The organism is Blattabacterium cuenoti (assembly GCF_014251315.1).
Taxonomy (GTDB): Bacteria; Bacteroidota; Bacteroidia; order Flavobacteriales; family Blattabacteriaceae; genus Blattabacterium; species Blattabacterium cuenoti_AJ.
Map to the genome: position 1 here is coordinate 497,283 of NZ_CP059185.1, position 24,317 is coordinate 521,599.

Annotated in this window: 24 protein-coding genes and 1 tRNA gene; 15 read left to right on the plus strand and 10 right to left on the minus strand. The window is 24.6% G+C overall.

Annotated features, from left to right (window positions below):
• The first annotated feature begins 37 nt into the window (after positions 1-37).
• Positions 38-1,462 (plus strand): dihydrolipoyl dehydrogenase, encoded by a 1,425-nt coding sequence (gene lpdA / locus H0H74_RS02445; protein WP_185849118.1) that lies wholly within the window; start codon positions 38-40, stop codon positions 1,460-1,462.
• 10 nt (positions 1,463-1,472) lie between these two features.
• On the opposite strand, the gene H0H74_RS02450 is transcribed toward lpdA, so the two are convergent.
• Positions 1,473-2,162, minus strand: a complete 690-nt coding sequence (locus H0H74_RS02450) for a uracil-DNA glycosylase (RefSeq protein ID WP_185849119.1) — start codon at positions 2,160-2,162, stop codon at positions 1,473-1,475.
• A 21-nt stretch (positions 2,163-2,183) separates the two neighbouring features.
• Positions 2,184-2,522 (minus strand): 4Fe-4S dicluster domain-containing protein, encoded by a 339-nt coding sequence (locus H0H74_RS02455; protein ID WP_185849120.1) that lies wholly within the window; start codon positions 2,520-2,522, stop codon positions 2,184-2,186.
• Positions 2,523-2,545: 23 nt separating this feature from the next.
• On the opposite strand from H0H74_RS02455, the gene H0H74_RS02460 reads away from it, so the two are divergent.
• The gene (locus tag H0H74_RS02460) at positions 2,546-3,607 is read left to right on the plus strand and encodes an acyl-CoA reductase (protein WP_185849121.1); all 1,062 of its coding nucleotides are present in this window, start codon (positions 2,546-2,548) and stop codon (positions 3,605-3,607) included.
• Here the strand turns inward: H0H74_RS02460 and ribD are convergent.
• The 4 genes from ribD to H0H74_RS02480 form a co-directional block, all read right to left on the minus strand.
• Complete coding sequence (gene ribD, locus H0H74_RS02465; RefSeq protein WP_185849122.1) at positions 3,550-4,608, minus strand: bifunctional diaminohydroxyphosphoribosylaminopyrimidine deaminase/5-amino-6-(5-phosphoribosylamino)uracil reductase RibD; 1,059 nt, start codon at positions 4,606-4,608, stop codon at positions 3,550-3,552. The two genes, H0H74_RS02460 and ribD, sit on opposite strands and share 58 nt — an antisense overlap.
• A complete protein-coding gene (locus H0H74_RS02470; protein ID WP_185849123.1) occupies positions 4,598-5,368 on the minus strand; it encodes a shikimate dehydrogenase family protein in 771 nt (256 codons plus the stop codon). Before H0H74_RS02470 ends, ribD begins: the two co-directional genes overlap by 11 nt.
• 10 nt (positions 5,369-5,378) lie before the next feature.
• Entirely contained in the window at positions 5,379-5,576 is a 198-nt protein-coding gene (rpsU, locus tag H0H74_RS02475) for a 30S ribosomal protein S21 (protein WP_185849124.1), read from the minus strand.
• A 15-nt stretch (positions 5,577-5,591) separates the two neighbouring features.
• Positions 5,592-5,666: transfer RNA gene (locus H0H74_RS02480), tRNA-Val, on the minus strand.
• 59 nt (positions 5,667-5,725) lie between these two features.
• Here H0H74_RS02480 and recG point away from each other — a divergent pair.
• The 7 genes from recG (at position 5,726) to H0H74_RS02515 (ending at position 13,937) form a co-directional block, all read left to right on the plus strand.
• Entirely contained in the window at positions 5,726-7,804 is a 2,079-nt protein-coding gene (recG, locus tag H0H74_RS02485) for an ATP-dependent DNA helicase RecG (protein ID WP_185849125.1), read from the plus strand.
• 48 nt (positions 7,805-7,852) lie between these two features.
• The gene (locus tag H0H74_RS02490) at positions 7,853-9,949 is read left to right on the plus strand and encodes an ATP-dependent helicase (protein WP_238784086.1); all 2,097 of its coding nucleotides are present in this window, start codon (positions 7,853-7,855) and stop codon (positions 9,947-9,949) included.
• Positions 9,950-9,958: 9 nt separating this feature from the next.
• Positions 9,959-10,963 (plus strand): cation diffusion facilitator family transporter, encoded by a 1,005-nt coding sequence (locus tag H0H74_RS02495; protein WP_185849127.1) that lies wholly within the window; start codon positions 9,959-9,961, stop codon positions 10,961-10,963.
• 9 nt (positions 10,964-10,972) lie between these two features.
• The gene (locus tag H0H74_RS02500) at positions 10,973-11,563 is read left to right on the plus strand and encodes a DUF4290 domain-containing protein (protein ID WP_185849128.1); all 591 of its coding nucleotides are present in this window, start codon (positions 10,973-10,975) and stop codon (positions 11,561-11,563) included.
• A 10-nt stretch (positions 11,564-11,573) separates the two neighbouring features.
• Positions 11,574-12,887: a UDP-N-acetylglucosamine 1-carboxyvinyltransferase gene (gene murA / locus H0H74_RS02505; RefSeq protein ID WP_185849129.1), complete on the plus strand. Its 1,314-nt coding sequence runs from the start codon at positions 11,574-11,576 to the stop codon at positions 12,885-12,887.
• A 167-nt stretch (positions 12,888-13,054) separates the two neighbouring features.
• Positions 13,055-13,537, plus strand: a complete 483-nt coding sequence (greA, locus tag H0H74_RS02510; RefSeq protein WP_185849130.1) for a transcription elongation factor GreA — start codon at positions 13,055-13,057, stop codon at positions 13,535-13,537.
• A complete protein-coding gene (locus H0H74_RS02515; protein ID WP_185849131.1) occupies positions 13,530-13,937 on the plus strand; it encodes an HIT family protein in 408 nt (135 codons plus the stop codon). The genes greA and H0H74_RS02515 overlap by 8 nt, the downstream gene beginning before the upstream one ends.
• Positions 13,938-13,948: 11 nt before the next feature.
• Here the strand turns inward: H0H74_RS02515 and H0H74_RS02520 are convergent, their stop codons facing one another.
• Positions 13,949-14,719, minus strand: coding sequence for a type III pantothenate kinase (locus H0H74_RS02520; protein WP_185849132.1), 771 nt, complete (start codon positions 14,717-14,719; stop codon positions 13,949-13,951).
• Positions 14,720-14,821: 102 nt separating this feature from the next.
• Here H0H74_RS02520 and H0H74_RS02525 point away from each other — a divergent pair, with 102 nt between their 5' ends.
• Both H0H74_RS02525 and H0H74_RS02530 read left to right on the plus strand, forming a co-directional pair.
• Positions 14,822-15,622 carry an alpha/beta fold hydrolase gene (locus tag H0H74_RS02525; RefSeq protein ID WP_185849133.1) on the plus strand — a complete coding sequence of 267 codons (801 nt, stop codon included), beginning with the start codon at positions 14,822-14,824 and terminating at the stop codon, positions 15,620-15,622.
• Positions 15,623-15,633: 11 nt separating this feature from the next.
• Positions 15,634-16,227, plus strand: a complete 594-nt coding sequence (locus tag H0H74_RS02530; RefSeq protein WP_185849134.1) for a 5-formyltetrahydrofolate cyclo-ligase — start codon at positions 15,634-15,636, stop codon at positions 16,225-16,227.
• Here H0H74_RS02530 and rseP read toward each other — a convergent pair.
• Complete coding sequence (gene rseP, locus H0H74_RS02535) at positions 16,211-17,530, minus strand: RIP metalloprotease RseP (RefSeq protein ID WP_185849135.1); 1,320 nt, start codon at positions 17,528-17,530, stop codon at positions 16,211-16,213. The two genes, H0H74_RS02530 and rseP, sit on opposite strands and share 17 nt — an antisense overlap.
• A gap of 54 nt (positions 17,531-17,584) precedes the next feature.
• On the opposite strand from rseP, the gene H0H74_RS02540 reads away from it, so the two are divergent.
• Both H0H74_RS02540 and feoB read left to right on the plus strand, forming a co-directional pair.
• Positions 17,585-17,818 carry a FeoA family protein gene (locus H0H74_RS02540; RefSeq protein ID WP_185849136.1) on the plus strand — a complete coding sequence of 78 codons (234 nt, stop codon included), beginning with the start codon at positions 17,585-17,587 and terminating at the stop codon, positions 17,816-17,818.
• Positions 17,818-19,869 (plus strand): ferrous iron transport protein B, encoded by a 2,052-nt coding sequence (gene feoB, locus H0H74_RS02545; RefSeq protein ID WP_185849137.1) that lies wholly within the window; start codon positions 17,818-17,820, stop codon positions 19,867-19,869. Before H0H74_RS02540 ends, feoB begins: the two co-directional genes overlap by 1 nt.
• 132 nt (positions 19,870-20,001) lie before the next feature.
• On the opposite strand, the gene H0H74_RS02550 is transcribed toward feoB, so the two are convergent.
• Positions 20,002-20,973, minus strand: a complete 972-nt coding sequence (locus H0H74_RS02550; protein WP_185849138.1) for a D-alanine--D-alanine ligase — start codon at positions 20,971-20,973, stop codon at positions 20,002-20,004.
• Between the two features lie 52 nt (positions 20,974-21,025).
• On the opposite strand from H0H74_RS02550, the gene H0H74_RS02555 reads away from it, so the two are divergent.
• Positions 21,026-21,913: a PASTA domain-containing protein gene (locus H0H74_RS02555; RefSeq protein WP_185849139.1), complete on the plus strand. Its 888-nt coding sequence runs from the start codon at positions 21,026-21,028 to the stop codon at positions 21,911-21,913.
• 4 nt (positions 21,914-21,917) lie between these two features.
• Positions 21,918-22,919 (plus strand): RluA family pseudouridine synthase, encoded by a 1,002-nt coding sequence (locus H0H74_RS02560; protein ID WP_185849140.1) that lies wholly within the window; start codon positions 21,918-21,920, stop codon positions 22,917-22,919.
• Here the strand turns inward: H0H74_RS02560 and mgtE are convergent.
• Positions 22,914-24,263: a magnesium transporter gene (mgtE, locus tag H0H74_RS02565; protein ID WP_185849141.1), complete on the minus strand. Its 1,350-nt coding sequence runs from the start codon at positions 24,261-24,263 to the stop codon at positions 22,914-22,916. The two genes, H0H74_RS02560 and mgtE, sit on opposite strands and share 6 nt — an antisense overlap.
• Positions 24,264-24,317 lie beyond the last annotated feature (54 nt).

The window sequence follows — 24,317 nt, forward strand, 5'->3', positions numbered from 1 at the left end:
ATGTATGTAACTTTATAAAATATAAAATATTTTTGTAATGAAAAATTTATATGATCTTATTGTTATTGGTTCTGGACCAGGAGGATATATATCCGCTATTAGAGCAAGCCAATTAGGCCTTCGTACTGCTATTATAGAAAAGGATCAAGAATTGGGGGGGACATGTTTAAATGTCGGTTGCATTCCTTCTAAATCTCTTTTGGATTCTTCTAAATATTTTTCATTAGCTAAAAATAATTATTCTTCACATGGAATTTTTTTTGAAAAATTATTTTTTGATTTCGGAAAAATGATGAATAGAAAAAATGAAATAGTAAGAAATATAAATAGTGGGATAAAATATTTAATGAAAAAAAATAAAATTGATTTATATCAAGGAATAGGTTCGTTTAAAACAAAAAATATTCTATCTCTAAAGGATATAAAATCGTTGCAAGAAAAAAAAGAAATACAATTTAAATATTGTATAATATCTACAGGATCTAAGCCTTTAGGTTTGTCTAAGCTCAATTTTGATATAAAAAATAGAATTATTTCATCTACAGAAGCTCTTAACTTAACAGAGATTCCAAAAAAACTAATCATAATTGGAGGGGGAATAATCGGATTAGAGTTGGGTTCTGTTTTTAATAGATTAGGAAGTAAAGTTATCATCATAGAAAACATGAATCAAATCATATCAAATATGGACGATTCTTTAAGTCAAGAAATGCGAAAAATATTAGAAAAATCTTCTATTCAAATAGAAACTTCTTTATCTATTACCAATATATTTAAAGAAAATCATGAAGAAGTATCTGTTTTTGCTAAAAATCATCATAATGGAAAAGAAGTTAAATTTATAGGAAATTATTGTCTTTTATCAATAGGAAGAAAACCATATACAAAAAACTTGGAATTAGAAAAGATCCAAATTAAAATCGATGAAAAAGGATTTATACTCGTTGATGATAATTTGCAAACTTCTATTAATAACATATATGCTATCGGAGATGTTATAGGAGGAAAAATGTTAGCACATAAAGCTGAAGAAGAAGGTCTATATGTAGCAGAACATATAGTGGGACAAAAACCGAATAAATTAAACTATGATTTAATCCCATCGATAATTTATACTTATCCTGAAGTATCTAGTATTGGGAAATCAGAAAATGAAATTAAAAAAGATAAAATAGAATATAATGTAGGTATTTTTCCTATGAAAATCTTAGGAAGAGCTCGTACTAGTGGCTGTACAGACGGTTTTTTAAAAATGATTTCTCACAAAAAAACAGATGACATATTAGGAGTTCATATAATAGGAGATCATGCTGCTGATATGATTATGGAAGCATCTGTAGCTATGGAATTTAAATCATCTTCAGAGGATATATATAGAATATGTCATCCTCATCCTACTTTTAGTGAAGCATTCAAAGAAGCAGCTCTATTAAATTTTGAAAATCGTTCTATACATATGTAAATATTTTTAACTAACACCAAAGAATAGTTTTTTTCCCTATTTTTTTTAGAAAATCATTGGTTTTTTCAAAATGTTTAGATCCAAAAAATCCCATATGAGCAGAAAAAGGAGATGGATGTGATGTTTTTAAAATGTAATGATTATGAAAAGAATTAATTAAAGATATTTTTCTTTGAGCATATTTTCCCCACAGAAGAAAAACAATATTTTTTTTTCTATTAGAAATAGTTCGTATTATTTGATCTGTAAAAAATTCCCATCCTATATTTTTATGAGATAAAGGATAATCTTTTCTAACTGTTAATATTGAATTTAACAATAGGACTCCTTGTTTCGCCCAATGAATCAAAGATCCACTAGTAGGATATAAATTTTTTTTATCATTATTTAAACAATTATTTACTTCTGTAAATATATTTTTTAACGAAGGAGGAAAAGGAAGCCCATCAGAAACCGAAAAACAAAGACCATCAGCTTGATTTTCTTTATAATAAGGATCTTGTCCTATAATAACTACTTTTAATTTTTTAAAAGAACAATATTTGAAACAAGAAAATATATTTTCTTGTTTAGGAAAACAAACAAAATGATTATACTCGATTCTAAGAATATTTAATAATTTGATAAAATAAGATTTATGATATTCATTTTTTAAGAACATTTTCCAATGAAAATTCACATTTGATTTCTCTCCTAGCATAGCATATTTATAATATTACGATTAACTAAGATTTCCATGCAAAAAATTCTTTTTTTTTAAAAGGTCCTTTTTATTTTCATAATTTTTTGTATCCGGTATACAACATTGAACTGGACAAACTATAATACATTGTGGTTCTTCATAAAACCCTACGCATTCTGTGCATTTTTCAGAAACAATAAAATATATATCTTTTTTTTTAGGTTCTTGAAATATGGTTGGATCCAATATTTCATTCTTTTTCAAAGAAGTTCCATCTGACATTCTCCATTTTTTTCCTCCTTCATAAATTGCTTGATTCGGACATTCGAGTTCACAAGCCCCACAATTGATACATTTTTCTGTAATTTCTATGGACATAGAATTTGAAAAAATTAAAAACTATGATTAAAACTTTCGATAAGTTAGGATGTTTCTTAAGAGAAGTTAAGAAATTTTATACACATGATAAATATATTTCCAAAAATTTTTTAAAATTTTTTCCTTTTTTTCAAAAAATTATAAAAAAAATAACTATAGAAAATAATTGGTTTAGAATAGAGGATTTATTAATAACTTTTGATCAATGGGGAGAAACTCTTAAAAAAGAAAAGTTAGAATGTTGGATTAACAAATACTCCTTTCTTATTGCAAAGAAATCTAAAAAAATTCTTGTTATTATGCCTGGAAACATTCCTATGGTGGGATTTCATGATTTTCTGTGTGTGCTTTTATCAGGACATAAAATCATAATTAAATTATCTAAAGAAGATAATTTATTAATTCCATTTTTATGTAGAATAATAATACATGAAAAACCCATATTGAAAAATATGATAAAATTTACAAATAACGTTTTTTATGAAGAATTTGATTATGTAATAGCTACGGGAAATAATAATACAGCCCGTTATTTTGAATATTTTTTTAGAAAATACCCTATATTACTCAGAAAAAGTAGAACATCTGTTTCTGTATTACAAGGAGATGAAACAGAAGAGGAATTGATTTCTTTAAATCAAGATATATTAACTTATTCAGGAAGGGGATGTAGAAACGTAGGTAAGATATTTATACCTTATGGATATGATGTTCATTTGATTTTAAGGAAATCATTTATATCCGAATATATTACAAAAAACTACAAGTATACAGATAATTATAGATATTATCTATCCATTTATATTATGAATGAAGTTTCTTTTCAAAGAAATCATTTTGTTCTTTTCAAAGAAGAAAAAAATGATCATAGTCCAATATCTGTAGTTTATTATGAATTTTATGAAAACTTAAATCAAGTAAGAAAAATAATTTTAGAAAAAAAAAACCATATACAATGTATAGTATCTAAAAATTTTTTAGAAAAAGAAATTCCTTTTGGAAAAACACAACATCCGAAATTAGAAGATTATGCAGATGAAATTGATACAATTGAGTTTTTGACTGGATACTTCAATATGAATTGATCTTTATCAAGATCAATTTTCTTTGAAATTATTCCTTTTATTTTAGGTGCTTTCAGTCCACTTTTTAATATTTTTTGGCACATGAAAATACGGCATTCATCCCAAATATTTTCTTTTATAAAATTTTCTAGGGTTTTTTTTCCTCCTTCTACTATTAATGATAATATTTTTTTTTTATATAAAAAATTCAATATTTGATTTATTATTTTTTCTTCAAAAGAAATTTGAATATACTCTATATTTTTTCGGTTTTTTTGGTATTTTTCTGTAAATACAATAGTGTGTTGTGAACTATCCAAAATAAAATAAGAATTAGAGATGCTTAGTTTTTGATCAATAAAAATTCTAACAGGGTTTTTTCCGAACCATTTTCTAACATTTAATTTTGGATTATCGTTCAACACAGTTTTTTTTCCTACTAAAATTCCATCTTCTTCAGATCTCCATTTATGATTTAGTTGCCTAGCATATATTCCACTGATCCAATTATCTTTTTTATTTTCTGAATATATAAAACCATCATTACTTTGTGCCCATTTTAATATGATAAAAGGACGCTTTTTTTCATAAAAAGTAAAAAAACGTTTATTTAAGACCCGACATTGATCTATTAAAACATTTTCTATAACTTCAATTCCATATTTTTTTAATTTTTTAATGCCTAATCCTTTGACCTTATCACAAGGATCTTGTATCCCCACTACTACTCTTGGAATATTTTTTCTAATTATCAAATCAACACAAGGAGGAGTTTCTCCAAAATGTACACATGGTTCTAAGGTTACATATAAAGTACAATCGAGAAATAAGCATTTATTTTTTATATTATTAATAGCTAAAAATTCAGCATGATACATTCCTTTTTTATAATGACATCCTTCTGATAAAACAAACCCATTTCTTTCTATTACACATCCAACCATAGGATTAGGAGATGTAAGTCCTAATCCATTTTTAGCTATCTGTATAGCTCTTTTCATAAAAATTTCTTTATATTTCATGAATTTGATTTTTCCATATATTCCAAGACTCCTCTGCTTGAATATATAACATTTCTAATCCATTTTTGATTAAAGCTCCTTTTTTTTCTGCTTTTTTTAAAAACAAAGTTTTATTAGGATTATAAACTAAATCATAAAAATAATGTTCAGAAGAAATATATTGATAAGGTAAAGATGGACATGAATTTATATTAGGATATGTTCCTACAGGAGTGCAATTGATGATAATTTTGTATTCTTTTAATAAATTTTGATTTATATCTTCATAAACTAAAAAACTTTTTTTTCTTTTTCTAGAAACATATTGATATGAAATTTGCAATTTTTCCAAAACAAATGAAATTGTTTTAGAAACTCCTCCCGTTCCTAAAATTAATGCTTTCAAATTTCTTTTATTTTCAAATTGATTTAAATCTTTTTTAAAAGAATACTCAAATCCTAAAACATCTGTATTAAACCCAGTTCTACATTTATTGTGAATTTTTACTACATTTACGGATCCTATAGATTTTGCTTTAGGCATAATTTTAGTTAAAAAAGGAATAATACTTGTTTTATAAGGAATTGTCACGTTACACCCTTTCAAATAAGGATTTTGAAAAACAAACAATACATTTTCTATTCTGGGAATATCAAAAATTTCATAATTTACATTGATGATAGACTCATTTTTGAATTTTTCTATAAAAAATCTTTTGGAAAAAGAATATTTAATATCTCTTCCTATCAGTCCATAAATTTTTGTTTTTTCATGTTCCATAAAAAAAAATCTATTCTTCTTTTTTCAATTTCATACGTTCTCTATATTTTGCTTTTAATATTTCATTTCTTCTTCCTTCAGAAGGTTTTATATATTGTTGTTTTTCTCTAAATTCTTTTAGAATACGAGTTTTATCAAATTTTTTTTTACATTTTTTTAAAGCTTTATCAATTGATTCTCCTTCTCTAACAGTAGTAATTAAGATCATAATAAATAGTTCTTGTGGACACTATCGGATTTGAACCGATGACCTCTACTCTGTCAAAGTAGCGCTCTAAACCTACTGAGCTAAATGTCCTTTAAAATCAACAAAATTAAGTATTTTTTGATATATAATGGATTATAATTTACTTTTTTATGTCCTGTAATATTCTAAAAAAATCTATAAAATATTTAAAAGGATTAAGTTTAAGAAAAGCTTATTTATTTAATACTGAATTAAATCTTTATACATATGAAGACTTACTTTCTTTTTATCCTAAGGCATACATGCATATATACACACTAAAAAATATATCAGAATTATCAAACAACAATAATAATTTTGTCCAAATACTAGGAAAAATAACTAAGATTGAAGAAATAAATTATAAAAATAAAAAAGGAAAAATGTTGATAGCATATCTGGCAGATCAAACAGGTATTATTGAGTTAATTTGGTTTCGAAAAAATAATTTTATAAGAAATATAACAAAAAATGTTACAGTAATAGTTTCCGGTAAAATTAAATACTTTCAAAATAAAATTCAAATTGTTCATCCAAATATTAAAGAATTCCAATCTTCTTCTTCAGTAAAGAATCATTCTATATTTCCTGTTTATTATATTCCTAAAAATTTAAAAGAAAAAGGAATAAATAATTCTTTTATGATCAATTTGTTACAAAATCTTATAAAAGAGTCAAAAAATGACATAAATGAATTTTTTTTTCAAAACTTTATTAATAAAAAATTAATGTCAAGAAAAAAAGCTTTAATTCAAATTCATTTTCCAGAATCTTTAGATTCTTTATCACAAGCTCAACATTCTTTAAAATTTGAAGAATTATTTCTATTAAAACTCTTTTTTTTATCTAAAAAAGAAATAGCACACAGTTCTCCTTTTACAAAATTAGGGAAGAATTTTCATAATTTTTATAAATATTTTCTACCTTTTACTCTAACAGAAGAACAAAAAAAGGTATTTAAAGAGATATGGAATGATTTAAAAAAACCTATTCAAATGAATAGACTATTGCAAGGAGAAGTAGGATGTGGAAAGACTATCATAGCTATGTTATCTATGCTTGTGGCTTTAGATAATGGATTTCAATCTTGTTTAATGGCTCCTACTGAAGTTTTAGCTATACAACATTATTATTATATAAAAAAAATGTTTTCAAAAATTGGAATTAAAATATCGTTATTAACAAGTTCTATTTCTGATTCTATACGAAAATCTCTCTATCATGAAATATTAACAGGAAAAATATCTATTGTAATAGGGACACATTCTTTAATTCAAGAAAAAGTTCAATTTCAAAATCTTGGATTAGCTATCATAGATGAAGAACAACGTTTTGGAGTAGAACAAAGAGAAAAAATTTGGAAAAAAGATAATAAGCCTCCTCATATTCTAATTATGACAGCAACTCCTATTCCTAGAACCTTAGCTAAGATTATTTATCATGATTTGAATATTTCTATTATAAAAAAACTGCCTTTAGGAAGAAAACCTATTAAAACTATTCATTTTTGGAATAAAAATCGAGATGATGCTTTTCAAATAGTAAAAGATCAAATTTTAAAAGGAAGACAAGTTTATATTATATATCCAACCATAAATACTTCTTTGAAATATAAAAACTTAATGAAAGGATATCAAGAAATCAAAGAAAAATTTAAAAATTTGGAAAATGAAATTGGAATTTTGCATGGAGAAATGAATTTTCAAGAAAAAAATATACAAATTAACCGATTTTTACGCGGAAAAACTAAAATTTTAATAGCAACTACAGTTATAGAAGTAGGGGTCAATGTACCTAATGCATCAGTCATTCTAATAGAAAATGCAGATTTTTTCGGATTATCTCAATTGCATCAATTAAGAGGAAGAGTAGGAAGAGGAATTCATAAAAGTTATTGTATTCTTATTACTGACAAAAAAATCAGTGTAGAAGGTTTTTTAAGAATTAAAAAAATGTGTGAAACAAATAAAGGATTAGAAATTGCTAAAGAAGATCTAAAATTACGTGGTGGTGGGGATTTAATAGGAACTAAACAAAGTGGAAAAAATTATTTCCGTATTGTAAATCTGATTAAGGATTATAAATTAATCAAAGAAGTTTTTCCAATTACTAAAATTTTTTTGAAAAAAAATCCTAATTTTTTAAATGATATGAAAACAAGAAATATTATTTATGAATACTATAAAAATAAATGGAAAATTTGTAAATAAATAAGTGATGATTATATGAATTCTCTAAATAGCTTTCAACGTAAAATTATGGAAACTATTAATGGGCCTATACTAGTTATTGCTGGAGCAGGATCAGGAAAAACTCGTGTCATTACACACCGTATTGTTCATATGATTCAAGAGATAGGAATATCTCCTTCTAATATATTGGCTTTGACTTTCACCAAAAAGGCTGCTAACGAAATGAAAAATCGTATTTCTAACATGATGACGAATCAAATAAATTTTGATCAAATAACACTAGGAACTTTTCATTCTGTATTTTCCAGTCTTTTAAGAAAAGAATCCCATTGGTTAGGGTTCAAATCAAATTATACTATTTATGATCATAAAGATTCAGAAAATGTTATAAAAAAAATATTAAAAGAGGTAGATATAAATACATCCTTGAATTATAAAGAAATAAGAATAAAAATTTCGGAGTACAAAAACAATTTGTATTATTTTAATAAAGAATTGGAAGATAAAAAATTAGATTTTTTTACTAAGATCTATAAATCTTATATAAAGCGTTGTTTTCAATCGAATGCGTTAGATTTTGATGATATATTACTTCATACCAATTACTTGTTTTTTTATTTTCCAAATATACTTAAAAAGTACCAAAAAAAATTCAAATATATATTAATTGATGAATATCAAGATACTAATTTATCTCAATACACCATCATAAAAAATTTAGTTTCTAAACACAAAAACCTTTTTGTAGTAGGAGATGACGCTCAAAGTATTTATTCTTTTCGTGGAGCTAATATTTCAAATATTTTAAATTTTCATATTGATTATAAAAATGCTAAAATTTTTCGTCTTGAACAAAATTATCGTTCTACTAATCATATAGTGCAAGCCTCTAATAGCATTATTTCTTTTAATAAAAATCAGATATTTAAAAAAATATGGACAAATAATGAAAAAGGAGAAAAAATAAGAATATATTGTGCTTCTTCTGAATTAGAAGAAGCACAATATATTGCTTCTTCTATTCTTTCAATAAAAAATAAAACAAATTTACGATATGAAAATTTCGCTATTCTTTACAGATCAAACAGACAATCACATATTATAGAATCTTCATTAAAGAAAAAAAAGATTCCATATCGGATATATGGATCTATTTCACTTGAAAATAGAAAGGAAATTAGAGATTTTTTAGCTTATCTTAGAGTTATTGTAAATCCAAATGATGAAGAATCTTTATTACGTATTGTAAAAAAAGGAAACCAAAAAATAGTAAAAAACATATTAAGTTTATCTAAAAAAAAAGAAAACACAGTTTACGATATAATAAAAAATATTGAAAATTATCAATCCTTATTAAGGATAAATAACAAGACAAAAAATAGACTTATCAATTTAACTTACGCAATAGAAAAGTTACATATTAACGTAAAACAAGATAATGCATATATCATAGCAAAAAATGTAGTAAGTTTTTTATTAAAAGAAAACTATAAAAATTATAATTATGAAGATTTTCAATATATACTTGATAATATATTTCAATACGTTAAAGAACAAAAAGAATTAAAAGATAATGGAGATACAAGTTTATTTGGTTTTTTACAGTGTTTTTATTTGGAAATAAATGATGATATCAATGATGAAGAAGATGAAAAAAATAAAGTTTCATTAATGACAGTTCATTTATCCAAAGGATTAGAATTTTCCATTGTTTTTATTACAGGATTAGAAGAGAATTTATTCCCATCAAAATCTGATTTTGAAAATCAGTTCAAAATAGAGGAAGAACGTCGTTTATTTTATGTTGCTTTAACTAGAGCTCAAAAAGAAGCAATTCTAACTTATGCAAAATATAGATTTATATGGGGGAAAAAAAAAGAAAATACTCCTAGTCGTTTCATTAACGAACTTAATAAAAATTTCATTAATATAGAAAATTATGAATATATACCAGAAAAAAAAGAAATTCATTCTTTGAATCATGAAGATAAAAATTCTAAATGTTTAGAAATCAAAAAAGGAATAAAAGTTTTTCACAAAAATTTTGGAGTGGGAACTATTGTAAAATTACAAAATCAAAATCAAATAGCTTTAATAAAATTTCAAAAATCGGGAGAAAGAAGAATTTTGCTCAAATTAGATAAACTTGTTATTTACTCATAACAATAATTTATGGATGATTCAAAAAAAATTAAATTAAATTTTTATTTACAAAAAATAATTTGTTTTGTAGCAATTGTTTTATTTTTCATAAAATTAATCACTTGGCATATTACTTCTTCACTTTCTATATTTAGTGATGCGATGGAAAGTTTAATTAATATCATTAGTGGTTTTATTGGATTATGCAGTCTTTATATATCATCTTTACCTAAAGATCAGAATCATCCGTATGGACATGGTAAGATAGAATTTATATCAACAGCTATAGAAGGTGTTTTAATTTCTATAGTAGGAATTACTATTTTTATAAATACTTTTATACGTATTAAATATAACATGCATGAAATTCTTTTCTCAAGATTAGATTATGGTCTTTTTTTAATGTCTTTTACCGGTATTATCAATTATTTTTTAGGATTTTTAGCTTGTAAGATAGGACATAAAAACGGAGCTTTAACATTAGTGGCTAGTGGCAAACATCTTCAAATAGATACTTATTCTACTTTTGGAATAGTTGTAGGATTAATTTTATTAAATATTACCAAATGTGCATGGATAGACCCTATTATTTCTATTATTTTTTCATCCGTAATTTTGTATACAGGATTCAAATTATTGAGAAATGCTACAGCTGGTATCATGGATGAATCTGATAAAAAACTTTTAAAAAAATTATCCTTCTATCTAAACGAAAATAGGGATATTCATTGGATCGATCTTCATCATTTAAAAATCATTAAATATGGAAGTGCATTGCATATAGATTGTCATTTAATTGTTCCATGGTTTTTTAATATAAAAGAAGCTAATCAGGAAGTAAAAAAGTTAACTCAACTAACTAAAAATGAATTTGGATCTAAAGTAGAATTATCGGTTCACGTTGAAGCTTGTTCTAATAAGCATTGTACATTTTGTTTTAACCATTTTTGTAAAGTAAGAAAAAACATCTTTCAAAAAAGAATTCTTTGGACTTTGGATAAAATATCTTATTACAACAATAATACTAAATTTTAAATAGATATTATGGAATACAACACTAATCGTTTCAAATTGGTGATACCAGAATATGGGAGAAATATTCATAAAATGATAGATTACGCCATACAAATAAAAAATAGAAAAAAAAGAAATCAATGTGCATGGGGTATTATAAAATTAATGACAGGTTCTGTTCATCCTAAATTTCAAAAGTCAATTCCTTATTTTCAACATAAACTATGGAATCAGTTATTTATTATGTCTAAATATCAATTAGATATTGATACTCCCTTTCCTAAACCGAATCCAAAAGAAACCTATAAAATTAATTTTTGTAACAAAAAAGTAGTATATCCTGAATACTTAACTAAGTTTAGATATTATGGAAAAATAATAAGAAATATGATTCACGCAGCAATACGTTGCAAAGATACGCAAAAAAAAGAAGGATTATTTTATGCAATAGCTAATACCATGAAAAAAAATTATTTAAGATGGAATAAAAGTATGGTGGAAGATGACGTTATTTTTAAAGATTTAAAAGAACTTTCAAAAGGAAAAATATGTTTGATGAAAAATACAGATTCATTATTACAATGTTCTCATATTTTGAGATATAAAAAAAAATATTACTAAAATAGTAATAATGGGGACTTTCAAAATAAAAGGAGGATTATCTTTAAAAGGAGAAATTCAACCACAAGGGGCAAAAAATGAATCTTTACAGGTATTATGTGCTGTATTATTAACTTCAGAAAAATTGAGAATAAAAAATATTCCAGAAATAGGAGATGTTAAATGTTTAATGCAAATTCTTAAAGATTTAGGAGTTTTAATAAAAAAAAATGGAATTGGAGATTATACTTTTCAAGCAAAAAATATAAACACTGAATATTTAAATACAAAAAGATTTCGTGAATATGGAAAATCTATAAGAGGATCAATCATGATTGCAGGGCCTTTACTTGCTAGATTTGGAAAAGTTCGTATTCCGATTCCTGGAGGAGATAGAATAGGGAGGCGACGTTTAGATCCTCATTTAACAGGATTAAGATTATTAGGAAGTAATATACATTATTATAATGAATCCAAATATTTTGATTTACGTATAACTAAAAATAGTTTAACTGGAGAGTATATTTTAATGGAAGAAGCTTCTATAACGGGTACAGCTAATGTTATTATGGCTTCTACTTTAGCTAAAGGAAAAACTACTATTTATAATGCAGCTTGTGAACCTTATATTCAACAATTATGTAAATTATTAAATAAAATGGGAGCAAAAATTAAAGGAATAGGATCTAATTTAATTAATGTAATTGGAGTTAAAGAATTAGGAGGATGTGATCACACCATATTGCCTGATATGGTGGAAATAGGGAGTTGGATCGGGTTAGCTGCTATTACTTGTTCTGAAATTAGAATTAAAAATGTTAGTTGGAAAAATTTAGGAATCGTTCCTTATACATTTCAAAAAATGGGAATTAAATTAGAAAAAGATAAAGATAACATTTATATCCCATCACAAAAATCTTACCAAATTAAAAAATCATTAAATAATGCAATATTAACAATATCCGATGCTCCATGGCCTGGACTAACTCCAGATTTATTAAGCATTTTAACTGTAGTAGCCACTCAAGCTAAAGGAAGTGTTTTAATTCATCAGAAAATGTTTGAAAGCAGATTATTTTTCGTAGATAAACTCATTGAAATGGGAGCTCAAATCATATTATGTGATCCTCATAGAGCTACTGTTATAGGACTAAATCATAAATCTTCTCTAAAAGGATCGATATTAAATTCTCCCGATATAAGAGCAGGAATTTCTCTTCTTATAGCAGCTCTTTCTGCTAAAGGAACTAGTATTATTAAAAATATAGAACAAATAGATAGGGGATACGAAAATATAGATCAAAGACTACGTCTTTTGGGAGCAGATATTCTAAGAACAAAATGATTAAAAATTCAAGTTTTTATACTTTTACAAAAAAATGAGATATTTTTTGCTATGTATGAAACATGTGTTTTATTTCAAAATCATATAACTTTATCATAGAACTTTATATGTCGTTTAAATAGATAAATTGAATGAAAAAGATCAGAAAAAAATAATAATGAAAAATTATGGACAAATTTGAATATATAACTAAAGAAGGATTAGAAAAATTAAAAAAAGAAATAGAAAGACTAGAAAACATAGAACGTCCAAAAATATCCATGCAAATAGCGGAAGCTAGAGATAAAGGAGATTTATCAGAAAACGCAGAATATGATGCGATAAAAGAAGCTCAAGGTTTTTTAGAAATGAATATAGCTAAGTTAAAAAAAAAATTATCCAACGCACGGATCATAGATGAATCACAAATTAATAGAACTAGAGTTTCTATTCTTTCCACTGTGAAAGTAAAAAATTTAACCTATGGAGGAGAGCAAATATATACCTTAGTTCCAGAGGGAGAAGCAGATTTAAAATTAGGAAAAATATCTATAAATACACCTATATCAACAGGATTACTTGGAAAACAGGTAGGTCAAATAGCTCATATTAAGTTGCCTAATAAAATGATACTTGATTATGAAATTTTAGAAATAGCATTTAGTGAATAGCAATATATTTCAAAAAATAATTAATAATGAAATTTTAGCTTATAAAATAGCGGAAAATTCAGATCATTTAGCTTTTTTAGATATTTATCCTATAAAAATAGGACATACTTTAGTAATACCGAAAAAAAGTGATAGAGATAAAATTTTTTCTTTATCGGAAAAAGAATTTATCTCTATTATGTCTTTTACAAGAAAAATAGCTATAGGAATAGAAAGAATCATTCCTTGCAATCGTGTAGGTATATTTGTGATGGGTTTTGAAATTCCTCATGTGCATATTCATTTAATTCCTATGGATAAAGAAAGTGATGCAAATTTTTCTAAAAATAGAATGGTTTTATCTTCAAAAAATTTTCAAATTTTGTCAGAAAAAATAAAAAAATGTATTCAAAAAATATAAAAAAAATAATTTTAATGATTACAATGAAATAGAATTTTTAACCCTTTTATAGTGTGTAATTTGTCTTTTATATGAATTTTTTTTGTCAAAGGTGTATATATATGAGAAAGTCCTCCGGTAGCAATAACAAAACAATTTGTTTTCAACTCTTGATTCACTCTATTTATTAAACCTTCTACCATACTTAAATACCCATATATAATTCCACTTTGAATACATGTTTCTGTATACTGTCCTAATATACTAGTAGGCTTTTTTAATTCAATTTGTGATAATTGAGCTGTATTCCCAATTAACGCTATTAAAGAACTGTTAACTCCCGGAGCAATAATAACACCTTTAAGTTTTCCATATTTATCTGTACAAGTTAAACTTAATGCAGTTCCAAAATCTACTACTAAAGTGGTATTTTTATTATTGTATAATGTGTATGCAGCTATAGCGTTAGCATACAAATCTGTACCTAACTGATGAGAGTGATGTTTCACAGGAGAAACTGAATTTCTATCAACAATAATAGGTTTTATTTTATGTATTTCATATAAAGATTGTTCCACAATATTTGTAAGAGTAGGAACAACTGATCCAATCACAATATTTTGTATAAATTTATAAAAAATACCATACTGTTGATAGATATTTCTAAATAAGAAAATATATTCATCTAGAGATCTATGTGGAGTACTATTAATAATCCACGAACAATTGCATTCTAAATTAGAATTATTATCAAATAGTCCAAAACGAAGACTAGAATTTCCAATGTTTATTGTTAATAACATGATTCATCTCATTTTTGAATATTAAAAACGTATTTTGAATCAAATAATTGTTATTCTGCAATTTCATATTATAATATATAATAATAGTATAATATATATCATATGACTAATATTTGTAAAATAAATTTTAAAATAAAAGGAAAAGGAATTCCTATAGTATTATTACATGGATTCATGGAAAGTTTAGATATATGGAATTATATATATTGCAGTATTTCTAATAAATATAGAGTTATTTTAATTGATTTTCCAGGTCATGGAAAAAGTATTTTAACGTTAGAAGAAAATACAATTTTTACGATGGAAAAAGCTGCAAAGCTTGTTAAAGAAATTTTAGAAAAAGAAAATATACAAAAAGCTGTTTTTGTGGGACATTCTATGGGGGGATATGTTTCTTTAGCTATGGCAGAAAAATATCCAGAAATGTTTTTAGGTTTATGTTTACTACATTCTACAACAGAATCAGATACACTTGAAAAAAAAAAGGTACGTATTCATTCTATTCAATTGGCTATTAACAATTATCCATTATTTATATCCACAAGTATAAAAAAATTGTTTGATTGTAAAAAATTATCTTCTTTACAAGAAGAAATTTTTTTTACAAAAAAAATTGCTTCATATACTTCTATTCAGAGTATTATTTCTTTTTCAAAAGGAATGTTAATACGAAAAAATAGAAAATTTTTGCTAGAAACAACTAAATTTCCAAAATTATATATAGCTGGTTTATACGATTTAATTCTTGACATAAATAAAATCTATAAAGAAACTAAAAACGGAAATAAAACTTATTTTGTTGCAATACCTACAGGTCATATGGGGCACATAGAAAACCCTAAAGAAGTAATAAAAATATTAGAAAATTTTATAAATTTTTCTATTCTTTCTTATAGTATATAAACATAAATTTTATGAATAAAAAAAAATTACGTGAAAAATATTTTCATATGAGAAAGTCTATTCCTCAAAAGGAAATTTCAAGAATGAGTTATGAAATTTTTTTCCAATTAAAAAAAATATTTTTTATTTGGAAAAAAACATATTATCACATTTTTTTGCCCATATATGAATATAAAGAAATAGATACATTTATCATGATTAATTTTTTACTCAAGATAGGAAAATGCGTTACGATCCCCTGTTCTAATTTTCGTGAGTTATCTATGGATAATTGTTTATTTCATAATAATATTATTTTAAAAAAAAAAAAATATGGGATTTTAGAACCTATTCCTATACATAAATACACTGTTTCAATCTCTCTTATTGATGTAATATTTATTCCTTTATTAATATTTGACTTAAAAGGTTATAGAGTAGGTTACGGAAAGGGCTTTTATGATAGATTTATCTCTTCATGTGAAAAAAAGGCTATTAAAATAGGTTTAAGTTTTTTTCCTCCCATAGGAGAAATTAAAAATATACATAAAAACGACTTATCAATAGATATAGGAATTACTCCCAATCATATTTTTTTCTTTGAAAAATTTAAAGGAAAACTTTGAAAATATCCCAAATGATGATAAACATCATAATTAAACTAATTATGAAAAATCCGTAAACAGTGCAACGTTCAATAATTTCTTCATTTATTTTCTTTCTTGTTATCATTTCTATCATGATAAATAATATATAACCCCCATCTAATGATGGAATGGGAAATAAATTTAAAAAAGCTAACCAAATGGATAAAGTAGCAGTTAAAGTCCAAAAAATATCCCAATTCCATTTAGATGGAAATTCTTTAGCTATGGAAAAAAGACTCCCTATTTGTTTATAAGCTTTAGTTTCTATATGAAAAACATTTTTAAAAAAAAAGATTTGATTTTTTAAAACATACCAAGCTTTTTTTATTCCATGAGGAATGCTTTCAAAAAAAGAATAATTCTTTTTTTCCAATAAAAAAATTTGATCTAAATCCATAAAATTCTTTAAATAAATTCCTAAAATTCCTTTTGAATTCAGGAAAATTTCTTTTTGAATAAGTTTTCCATTTCTATTAATGGATATTAATATGTTCTCATTTTTATATTTTGATAATAAATCCTTTAATTGATCAGAAAACAGGACAAATTCAGAATTTATGGCTAATATTTCATCATTATTTTTTAATCCATACTTTTCTGCTTCAGAATTTTGGATCACATAATTGATTATAGGAGGAACGCGAGGTTTAATAAAAAAATTAAACTCTTTCCTATCAAAAAGGAATTTTTTCTTGTTATTATTTAATGATAATTTGATAATATTACCCATACGATCTACAGTAATAGAATTTCCAAAAATAATTTCTTTAGAAATATCATTGAAGTATGGAATATATTTATCGTTTACGAATAAAATTTTATCTCCATTTTTTAATCCTATTTTTTCTCCTAAAGAATCAACTTCTATTCCGTATTTAACATTTTTTGTAGGAAGATAAGTTTCTCCATATTTAAACAATAAAAAAGTAAAAATTAAAACGGATAATAATATATTAAAAAAAATGCCTCCAGAAATGATTAATAATCTTTTTATTGATGATTTAGAGCGAAATTCCCAATTTTTAGTTTGATTTTCTGATTTGTCATCCATCATCATTCCAGACATTTTAACATATCCTCCTAAAGGAAGCCAGCCTATTCCATAAATAGTATGTCCTATCTTTTTTTTTAAAAGAGAAAACCAAGGGTCAAAAAATAAAAAAAATCTTTCAACTCTTACTTTAAATACCTGAGCTATAATAAAATGACCTAATTCATGGACAACAACTAATATAGAAATGCTAAGTAGCAATTGTATAGATCTAATTAAAATTGATGACATTTCTCAAATTTAAAAAATATAAATTTAAACCTTTATTCCAAAATAAAATATATTTTGAATTTATCTAATCTTAAAAAAGGAGAAAAAGGAGTTATTAAAGGATATAAAAATGATAATTTTCCCATAAAATTATTAGAATTAGGAATTTTACCTGGTGTAAAATTCGAAATTATTTTTGTTTCTATTTTTTATGATCCATTATGTATAAGCTATGATCAATCTTGCTTAGCTTTACGAAAAAAAGAAGCTGAAAATATTATAATAGAACCTATTATCAACAAAAAATAATGCAAAAAATTAAATTAGCGCTTGTTGGAAATCCAAATGTAGGAAAAACTTCTTTGTTCAATAAATTAACTGGACTTAACCAAAAAGTTGGAAACTATATAGGAGTTACAGTAGACAAAAAAATAGGATATTTTCATTATGAAAACATATGCTATCAAATTATAGATCTTCCTGGAACTTATAGTATATATTCTTCATCTGAAGATGAAGAAATAGTTAGCAGATTGCTAAACAATATAAATGATTTAGATCACCCAGATAAAATTATGGTAGTAGCAGATTCTTCAAATCTGAAGAAAAGTCTTCTTTTACTTAGACAGATACAAGATTTAGGATTTCCTGTTCTTTTTGTATTAAATATGCTTGATGAAGCAGAAAAAAAGGGAATATTCATTAATGTAGAAAAACTAAAAAAATTTCTTATAACAGAAATTGTCTTGATTAACGCAAGAAAAGGAATTGGTTTGAATGAGATTAAAAAAAAAATAAAAAACTTAAATCAAAAAACAAGAGAAACCTATTTTTTCAATCCAGGATTACATTATTCTCTTGCTATTAATGATGTAAAAAATAATTATAAAGTAAATACTTATCAAGCTTGGTACTATTTAGCTCATAATATAAAATTTTTAAAAGAAGACTGTTTATTATTATTAAATGAAATCAAAAAAAAATATAATATTTTTCCAAAAAGATTACAGATAAAGGAAATATTAGATAGATATGAAGAAATAGAAAAAATTTTATCAAAAACAGTTTATAAATTAATTTCAAATAAAGAAAAAAACTATTTAGAATTTTCTAAAAAAATAGATAATTGTTTAATAGTACACCCTTTTTGGGGTTATTTTATTTTTTTATTTTTTTTATTTTTCATTTTCCAATGTATTTTTTTTTGGTCAGAAATTCCCAAACAATTTATAGAATTTTTTTTTTCTTTTATACAAAAAAAATTAGTGAATGTTTACCCCGGTCCTTTAAATAATTTTTTTTTACAAGGAATATTACCTGCAGTAAGCACCATAATCTCTTTTATTCCACAAATCTCTATTTTACTATTTTTTCTTCTTTTTATGGAAGAAAGTGGTTACATAAGCAGAGTTATATTTTTAATGGATAGGATTATGCGTCCTTTTGGATTAAATGGAAAAAGTATTGTTCCTCTTATTTCTAGCATAGCTTGCGCTATTCCCGCAATTATATCAGCTCGACATATCGAAAATCCCAGAGATCGTTTAATTACTATTTTAGTAACTCCTTTTATGACCTGTTCTGCAAGATTACCTGTTTATACTTTAATTATATCTTTAATTATACCGGATAAAAGATGGTATTTCATTCAACTAAAAGGAATAGTGCTCATGTTGATGTATATTTTAGGAATTATATCCGCTTTGAGTGTATCAATAATTTTGCATCATTTCTTGAAAAAGAATTATAAAAGTCATCTTATAATGGAAATTCCTACCTATAAAATCCCTATGTTCAAAAACATATTGATTACTCTATGGATAAATCTGAAATCGTTTATTATAAATGCAGGAAAAATGATCTTATTGATTAATATACTGATTTGGGTTTTGGGAACTTTTGGCCCTTCAGAAAATTCATCGAAAAAAAATTTAATCATAAATATACAAAGAAAAGAATTATCTCATTCTTATTTGGGACTATTAGGAAAAAAAATGGAACCTGTAATTCATCCATTGGGATATGATTGGAAAATCGGAATAGGGTTGCTATCATCTCTTGTAGCAAGAGAAGTTTTTGTTAGTACTATGGCTTCTGTATACAGTATAGAGGAAAAAGAAAATTTTTTAAAGGAAAAAATGAAAAAAGAAATTTCCCCTAAAACTAAAAAACCTATTTATAATTTAGCAACAGGAATTTCTTTACTATTCTTTTATGCGTTTTCTATGCAATGTATGAGCACCTTATCCATAGTAAAAAAAGAAACAAAATCTTGGAAATGGCCAATAATACAGTTTTTTTTTATGACTTTATTAGCTTATATAGTTTCATTGTTAACATATCAAACATTAAAAAAATAAAATGTGTCAATATATTATAATAGGTTTATTTTTTTTATATTCAATTTTTTATTTACTTAAGAGATTATTAAATTTTTTTTGTGCAAAAAAAAATTTATGCAAGAAAAAATGTAATTGCAAATTATGAAATTTTTATTTATTCATTTTTTCAATTATAGAATTTTTAAATACATCGGATAAAGAAATCCCAACTTTTTTCAATTGTTTTGGAAAAATACTCTCTTCTGAAAGACCTGGAACTGTATTAATTTCTAAAAAAAAAGGTTCATCATTTACAATGATATATTCAGCTCTAGATATTCCTGATAAATTTAGGAAATTATATACTTTTTTTGCTATTTTTCGTATTTTATTCTCAATATTAGGTAATAATTTTGCCGGTGTGATTTCTTTAGATTTTCCAGAATATTTTGATTCAAAATCAAAAAAATCATTTTGACTAATTATTTCTGTTATTGGTAAAACAATAATTTCATTTTTAAATGAAAAAACACCTACTGAAACCTCTCTTCCTTTAAGAAAAGATTCTATAATAATTTCTTCATCTTCCAAAAAAGCTTTTTGTACTGCATCAAATAAATTTTTTTCTTCATAAACTTTACTGATTCCTAAACTAGATCCAGATCTGTTCGGTTTAACAAAACAAGGAAGTCCTACTTTGTTTAAAATTTTTTTGATACAAAAAACTTGATTTTTATTTAAAAAAAAAGATTCAGCAGTATTAATTCCAAAATATTTCAACAAAGTTAAACAATACTTTTTATTAAAAGTAACATTAGCATGATGAAAATTACATCCTGTATAAGGAATTTTTAATAGATCAAAATAAGCTTGTAATATTCCATCCTCTCCTGGAGTTCCATGTATAGCATTAAATACACAATCAAATTTTAGGTGTTTCATTCCGTAAACAGTAAAATCTTGTTTATTTATGATATATTCTTTATTTTTTTCATCTTTCATAAACCATTTATCTTTGAAAAGATATACCCGATAAGGATCAAATTCTTTCCTGCATAAGTTTTCGTAAACAACTTTTCCGCTTTTTAGTGAAATAATAGATTCTTTTGAATATCCGCCCATAATAACAGCTATTTTTTTCATGAATTATTTTTAATTTTATTGATTTCATTTTATTGGAATATTTATTTTTTTCATGAATTATTCAAAATATTTTGTAATATTCATCATAAATTTTTTAATTGCTGTATTGATTTTATATAAAATGACTCAACTGGCATTAAAATGGGTAGATATTTATACAAAACATGGTTCTTACGTTGTAGTTCCTGATTTGAGAGATTTGACTTTATCTCAATCTATATCTGTTTTAAAAAAATTAGGTCTTAAATACGATATAGATACATCACGTTATGATCCTAATTTTAGGATTAATCAAATTATTTCCTTTTCTCCAGAAGCTGGGGATCATGTAAAAGAAGGAAGACATGTATATATACAAGTGAATTCTAAATTCACTCAATCTGTTTTACCTAACATCATAAATAAAAACAAACAAATAGCAATAAAATTGCTTCATGCTAATCATATATCTGTTAAAGAAATCAAATATATTCATGACATGAATAAAGATACCGTTTTAAAAGTTTTATATAAAAAAAAACCTATTCAATTTGGATATAAATTTCCTATGATCCAAGATGGAATCACTTTGATCATTGGAAAAGGATATGAAAGGAATAATTTTGGAGTTCCTAATGTGATTGGAATGTCATTACATTCGGCTATTTATACTTTAAAAAATCAATCATTTCATGTTATTAATTTTTACTATGATCATAGTATAATAAATCCTTATAAAAACGCAAAAGTATATCGTCAAAAACCTGATCCTGGAACTATTCAAGATAAAAATAAATCTATTGAACTTTGGTTAACTTCAAAAGAATTGTTAGATCATTTAATTCAAGGAGAAGAAAAAGATTTTAAAAAACAAGAAGAAAAAATTCAAGGGGAAGAAAAAGATTTTAAAAAACAAGAAGAAAAAATTCAAGGGGAAGAAAAAAAGATAGAATCAGATTAGTTTAATGAAAAAAATTAAAATTATTGCAAATAAAAATCAAAAAGAAATTCGTATTGATAAGTTTTTGAAAAAAAATATACAAAATATTAGCAGAAATCAAATTCAAAAATTAACTTCTTTAGGAAAAGTTACAGTGAATCAAAATGATGTAAAAAAAAATTATAAGATAAAACCTTTGGATTTTGTAGAAATAGAAGTTTCTAATATTCCTATATTAGATTATTTAGAATATAGAAATATTATTGCAGAAAAAATAAATCTTGATATTGTCTATGAAGATCAAGATATTATTGTAGTTAATAAACCTGCAGGAATGGTGGTACATCCGGGATATGGGAATGAGAAAGGAACATTAATTCATGGAATTAAATATCATTTCCAAAATTCAAATTTAAATAATTTTGATTTATATAGAAGTGGATTAATTCATAGATTAGATAAAGATACATCAGGTTTATTAGTTTTAGCGAAAAATGAATATTCTAAAAAATATTTATTCCAACAATTTTACTCCAGAACCATTCAAAGAGAATATAGAGCTTTAATATGGGGAAATTTACTTGAAGAAAAAGGAATTATAACTGGTTTTATAGGAAGAGACCCTAAAAATAGAAAAAGAATGGCTATTTTTAGAAAAAATGAACCTTATAAAGGAAAATATTCTGTAACACATTACAAAGTATTAGAAAGATTTAAACATTTAACATATATTTCTTGTAATATAAAAACAGGAAAAACACACCAAATAAGGGCTCATTTTAAATATTTGGGTCATCCATTATTTCACGATTCTATTTATGGAGGAAATAGAATTTTTATGAAAAAAAAATGTTCAAATCAAAGTATAGAATTTTTGAAAACTTGTTTAAAAATATTACCCAGACAAGCTTTACATGCTATATCTCTTTCTTTTATGCATCCAAAAAATGAAAAATGTTATTTTTACTGTCCTATTCCTGAAGATTTTAAAATTGTTTTACAAAAATGTAGAAAAATTTTTTTATAATAAAGTTCCATGCAAAAGAAAACAAGATATAGAAAAATATATAATGAGTCCAACAACATCTACTAATGTAGCGACAAAAGGAGCTGAAGAAATAGCGGGATCTCCTCTTAATTTTTTAATGATAAAAGGCAACATTGAGCCACTTAATGTTCCCCACAATACCACTCCAATCAAGGATAAAAATACTGTAACTCCTACTAATATCCAATGAGATCCATAATTAAACAAATTGATTTTATGCCAAGCAATTACACGGATAAAACCTGTTAATCCTAAAATACTACCTAAAAAAAAGCCACAAATAATTTCTCTTCGCATCACGATCCACCAATCTTTTATTTTTACCTCCCCTAAAGACATTGCTTGTATAATTAAGCTTGCAGCTTGAGATCCACTATTTCCACCACTTGAAACAACTAAAGGAATAAACAAAGCAAGAACTACAGCTTTTTCTATAACACTTGAAAATTTTTGCATAACTGTAGTTGTTAACATTTCTCCTATAAACAATAAAATCAGCCATCCTGCTCTTTTTTTAATAAGTTTATATAAAGGAACGTTTAAATAAGATTGATTTAAAGCTTCCATTCCTCCTATTTTTTGAAAATCCTCTCTATAATTTTCATTTAAAACCCATAAAATATCATCTACAGTTACTATTCCTAATAAAAAATTCTGATCATCTATAACTGGAAGTGAAATTCTATTAGTCATAGAAAACATTTTATTAGCTTTTTCTTCCGAATCTGTAATATTTAAAGCTTCAACAGATAGACCATCTATTAAATCGTATACTTTTGTATTTGGATCTACTAATAAAAATTCTCGTATTTTTATATCATCTATTAGTTTCCCTTTTTGGTCTATGATATAGACGATTTCTATAACATCACTATTCTTGACCTCTTTACGAATATAATCTAAAACTTCTTGCACACTCCAAGTTTCTTGAACAGCAAGATAATATGGAATCATCAAACGACCTACACTATTTTTAGGATATCCTAGAGATACTAAAGTTTCACATTTTTCTTCTGGATTTAAATATTTAATTAAATCTTTCAAAACACTTTTTGGTAGATTTTCTAAAAAATAAACACGATCATTCACCGATAAATTATTTAATAATTCCATTTTTTTAATGGAAGACAAACCTTTTATAATTTTTTTTTTTATAGATAAATCTAATACTCTAAAAATAGAAATAGCTTTACGTAATTTTAACAAACTAAATATTTTTACAATATTATTAGGATTGTTATGAATAATTTTTATTAATCTATTTACAGTTTGATTATTTAGAAATTTATCGTTATTTAAATAATCTTGTTCCTCATTAAACATTTTTTATTTGTTTTTATAAAAATTTTTTGAGATAATAACATGATTGGATTCATT

Coding starts and splice junctions, on each gene's coding strand:
- lpdA (WP_185849118.1), top strand. CDS start 38: ATGAAAAATTTATATGATCTTATTGTTATTGGTTCTGGACCAGGAGGA.
- H0H74_RS02450 (WP_185849119.1), bottom strand. CDS start 2,162: ATGCTAGGAGAGAAATCAAATGTGAATTTTCATTGGAAAATGTTCTTA.
- H0H74_RS02455 (WP_185849120.1), bottom strand. CDS start 2,522: ATGTCCATAGAAATTACAGAAAAATGTATCAATTGTGGGGCTTGTGAA.
- H0H74_RS02460 (WP_185849121.1), top strand. CDS start 2,546: ATGATTAAAACTTTCGATAAGTTAGGATGTTTCTTAAGAGAAGTTAAG.
- ribD (WP_185849122.1), bottom strand. CDS start 4,608: ATGAAATATAAAGAAATTTTTATGAAAAGAGCTATACAGATAGCTAAA.
- H0H74_RS02470 (WP_185849123.1), bottom strand. CDS start 5,368: ATGGAACATGAAAAAACAAAAATTTATGGACTGATAGGAAGAGATATT.
- rpsU (WP_185849124.1), bottom strand. CDS start 5,576: ATGATCTTAATTACTACTGTTAGAGAAGGAGAATCAATTGATAAAGCT.
- recG (WP_185849125.1), top strand. CDS start 5,726: ATGTCCTGTAATATTCTAAAAAAATCTATAAAATATTTAAAAGGATTA.
- H0H74_RS02490 (WP_238784086.1), top strand. CDS start 7,853: ATGGAAACTATTAATGGGCCTATACTAGTTATTGCTGGAGCAGGATCA.
- H0H74_RS02495 (WP_185849127.1), top strand. CDS start 9,959: ATGGATGATTCAAAAAAAATTAAATTAAATTTTTATTTACAAAAAATA.
- H0H74_RS02500 (WP_185849128.1), top strand. CDS start 10,973: ATGGAATACAACACTAATCGTTTCAAATTGGTGATACCAGAATATGGG.
- murA (WP_185849129.1), top strand. CDS start 11,574: ATGGGGACTTTCAAAATAAAAGGAGGATTATCTTTAAAAGGAGAAATT.
- greA (WP_185849130.1), top strand. CDS start 13,055: ATGGACAAATTTGAATATATAACTAAAGAAGGATTAGAAAAATTAAAA.
- H0H74_RS02520 (WP_185849132.1), bottom strand. CDS start 14,719: ATGTTATTAACAATAAACATTGGAAATTCTAGTCTTCGTTTTGGACTA.
- H0H74_RS02525 (WP_185849133.1), top strand. CDS start 14,822: ATGACTAATATTTGTAAAATAAATTTTAAAATAAAAGGAAAAGGAATT.
- H0H74_RS02530 (WP_185849134.1), top strand. CDS start 15,634: ATGAATAAAAAAAAATTACGTGAAAAATATTTTCATATGAGAAAGTCT.
- rseP (WP_185849135.1), bottom strand. CDS start 17,530: ATGTCATCAATTTTAATTAGATCTATACAATTGCTACTTAGCATTTCT.
- feoB (WP_185849137.1), top strand. CDS start 17,818: ATGCAAAAAATTAAATTAGCGCTTGTTGGAAATCCAAATGTAGGAAAA.
- H0H74_RS02550 (WP_185849138.1), bottom strand. CDS start 20,973: ATGAAAAAAATAGCTGTTATTATGGGCGGATATTCAAAAGAATCTATT.
- H0H74_RS02555 (WP_185849139.1), top strand. CDS start 21,026: ATGAATTATTCAAAATATTTTGTAATATTCATCATAAATTTTTTAATT.
- H0H74_RS02560 (WP_185849140.1), top strand. CDS start 21,918: ATGAAAAAAATTAAAATTATTGCAAATAAAAATCAAAAAGAAATTCGT.
- mgtE (WP_185849141.1), bottom strand. CDS start 24,263: ATGTTTAATGAGGAACAAGATTATTTAAATAACGATAAATTTCTAAAT.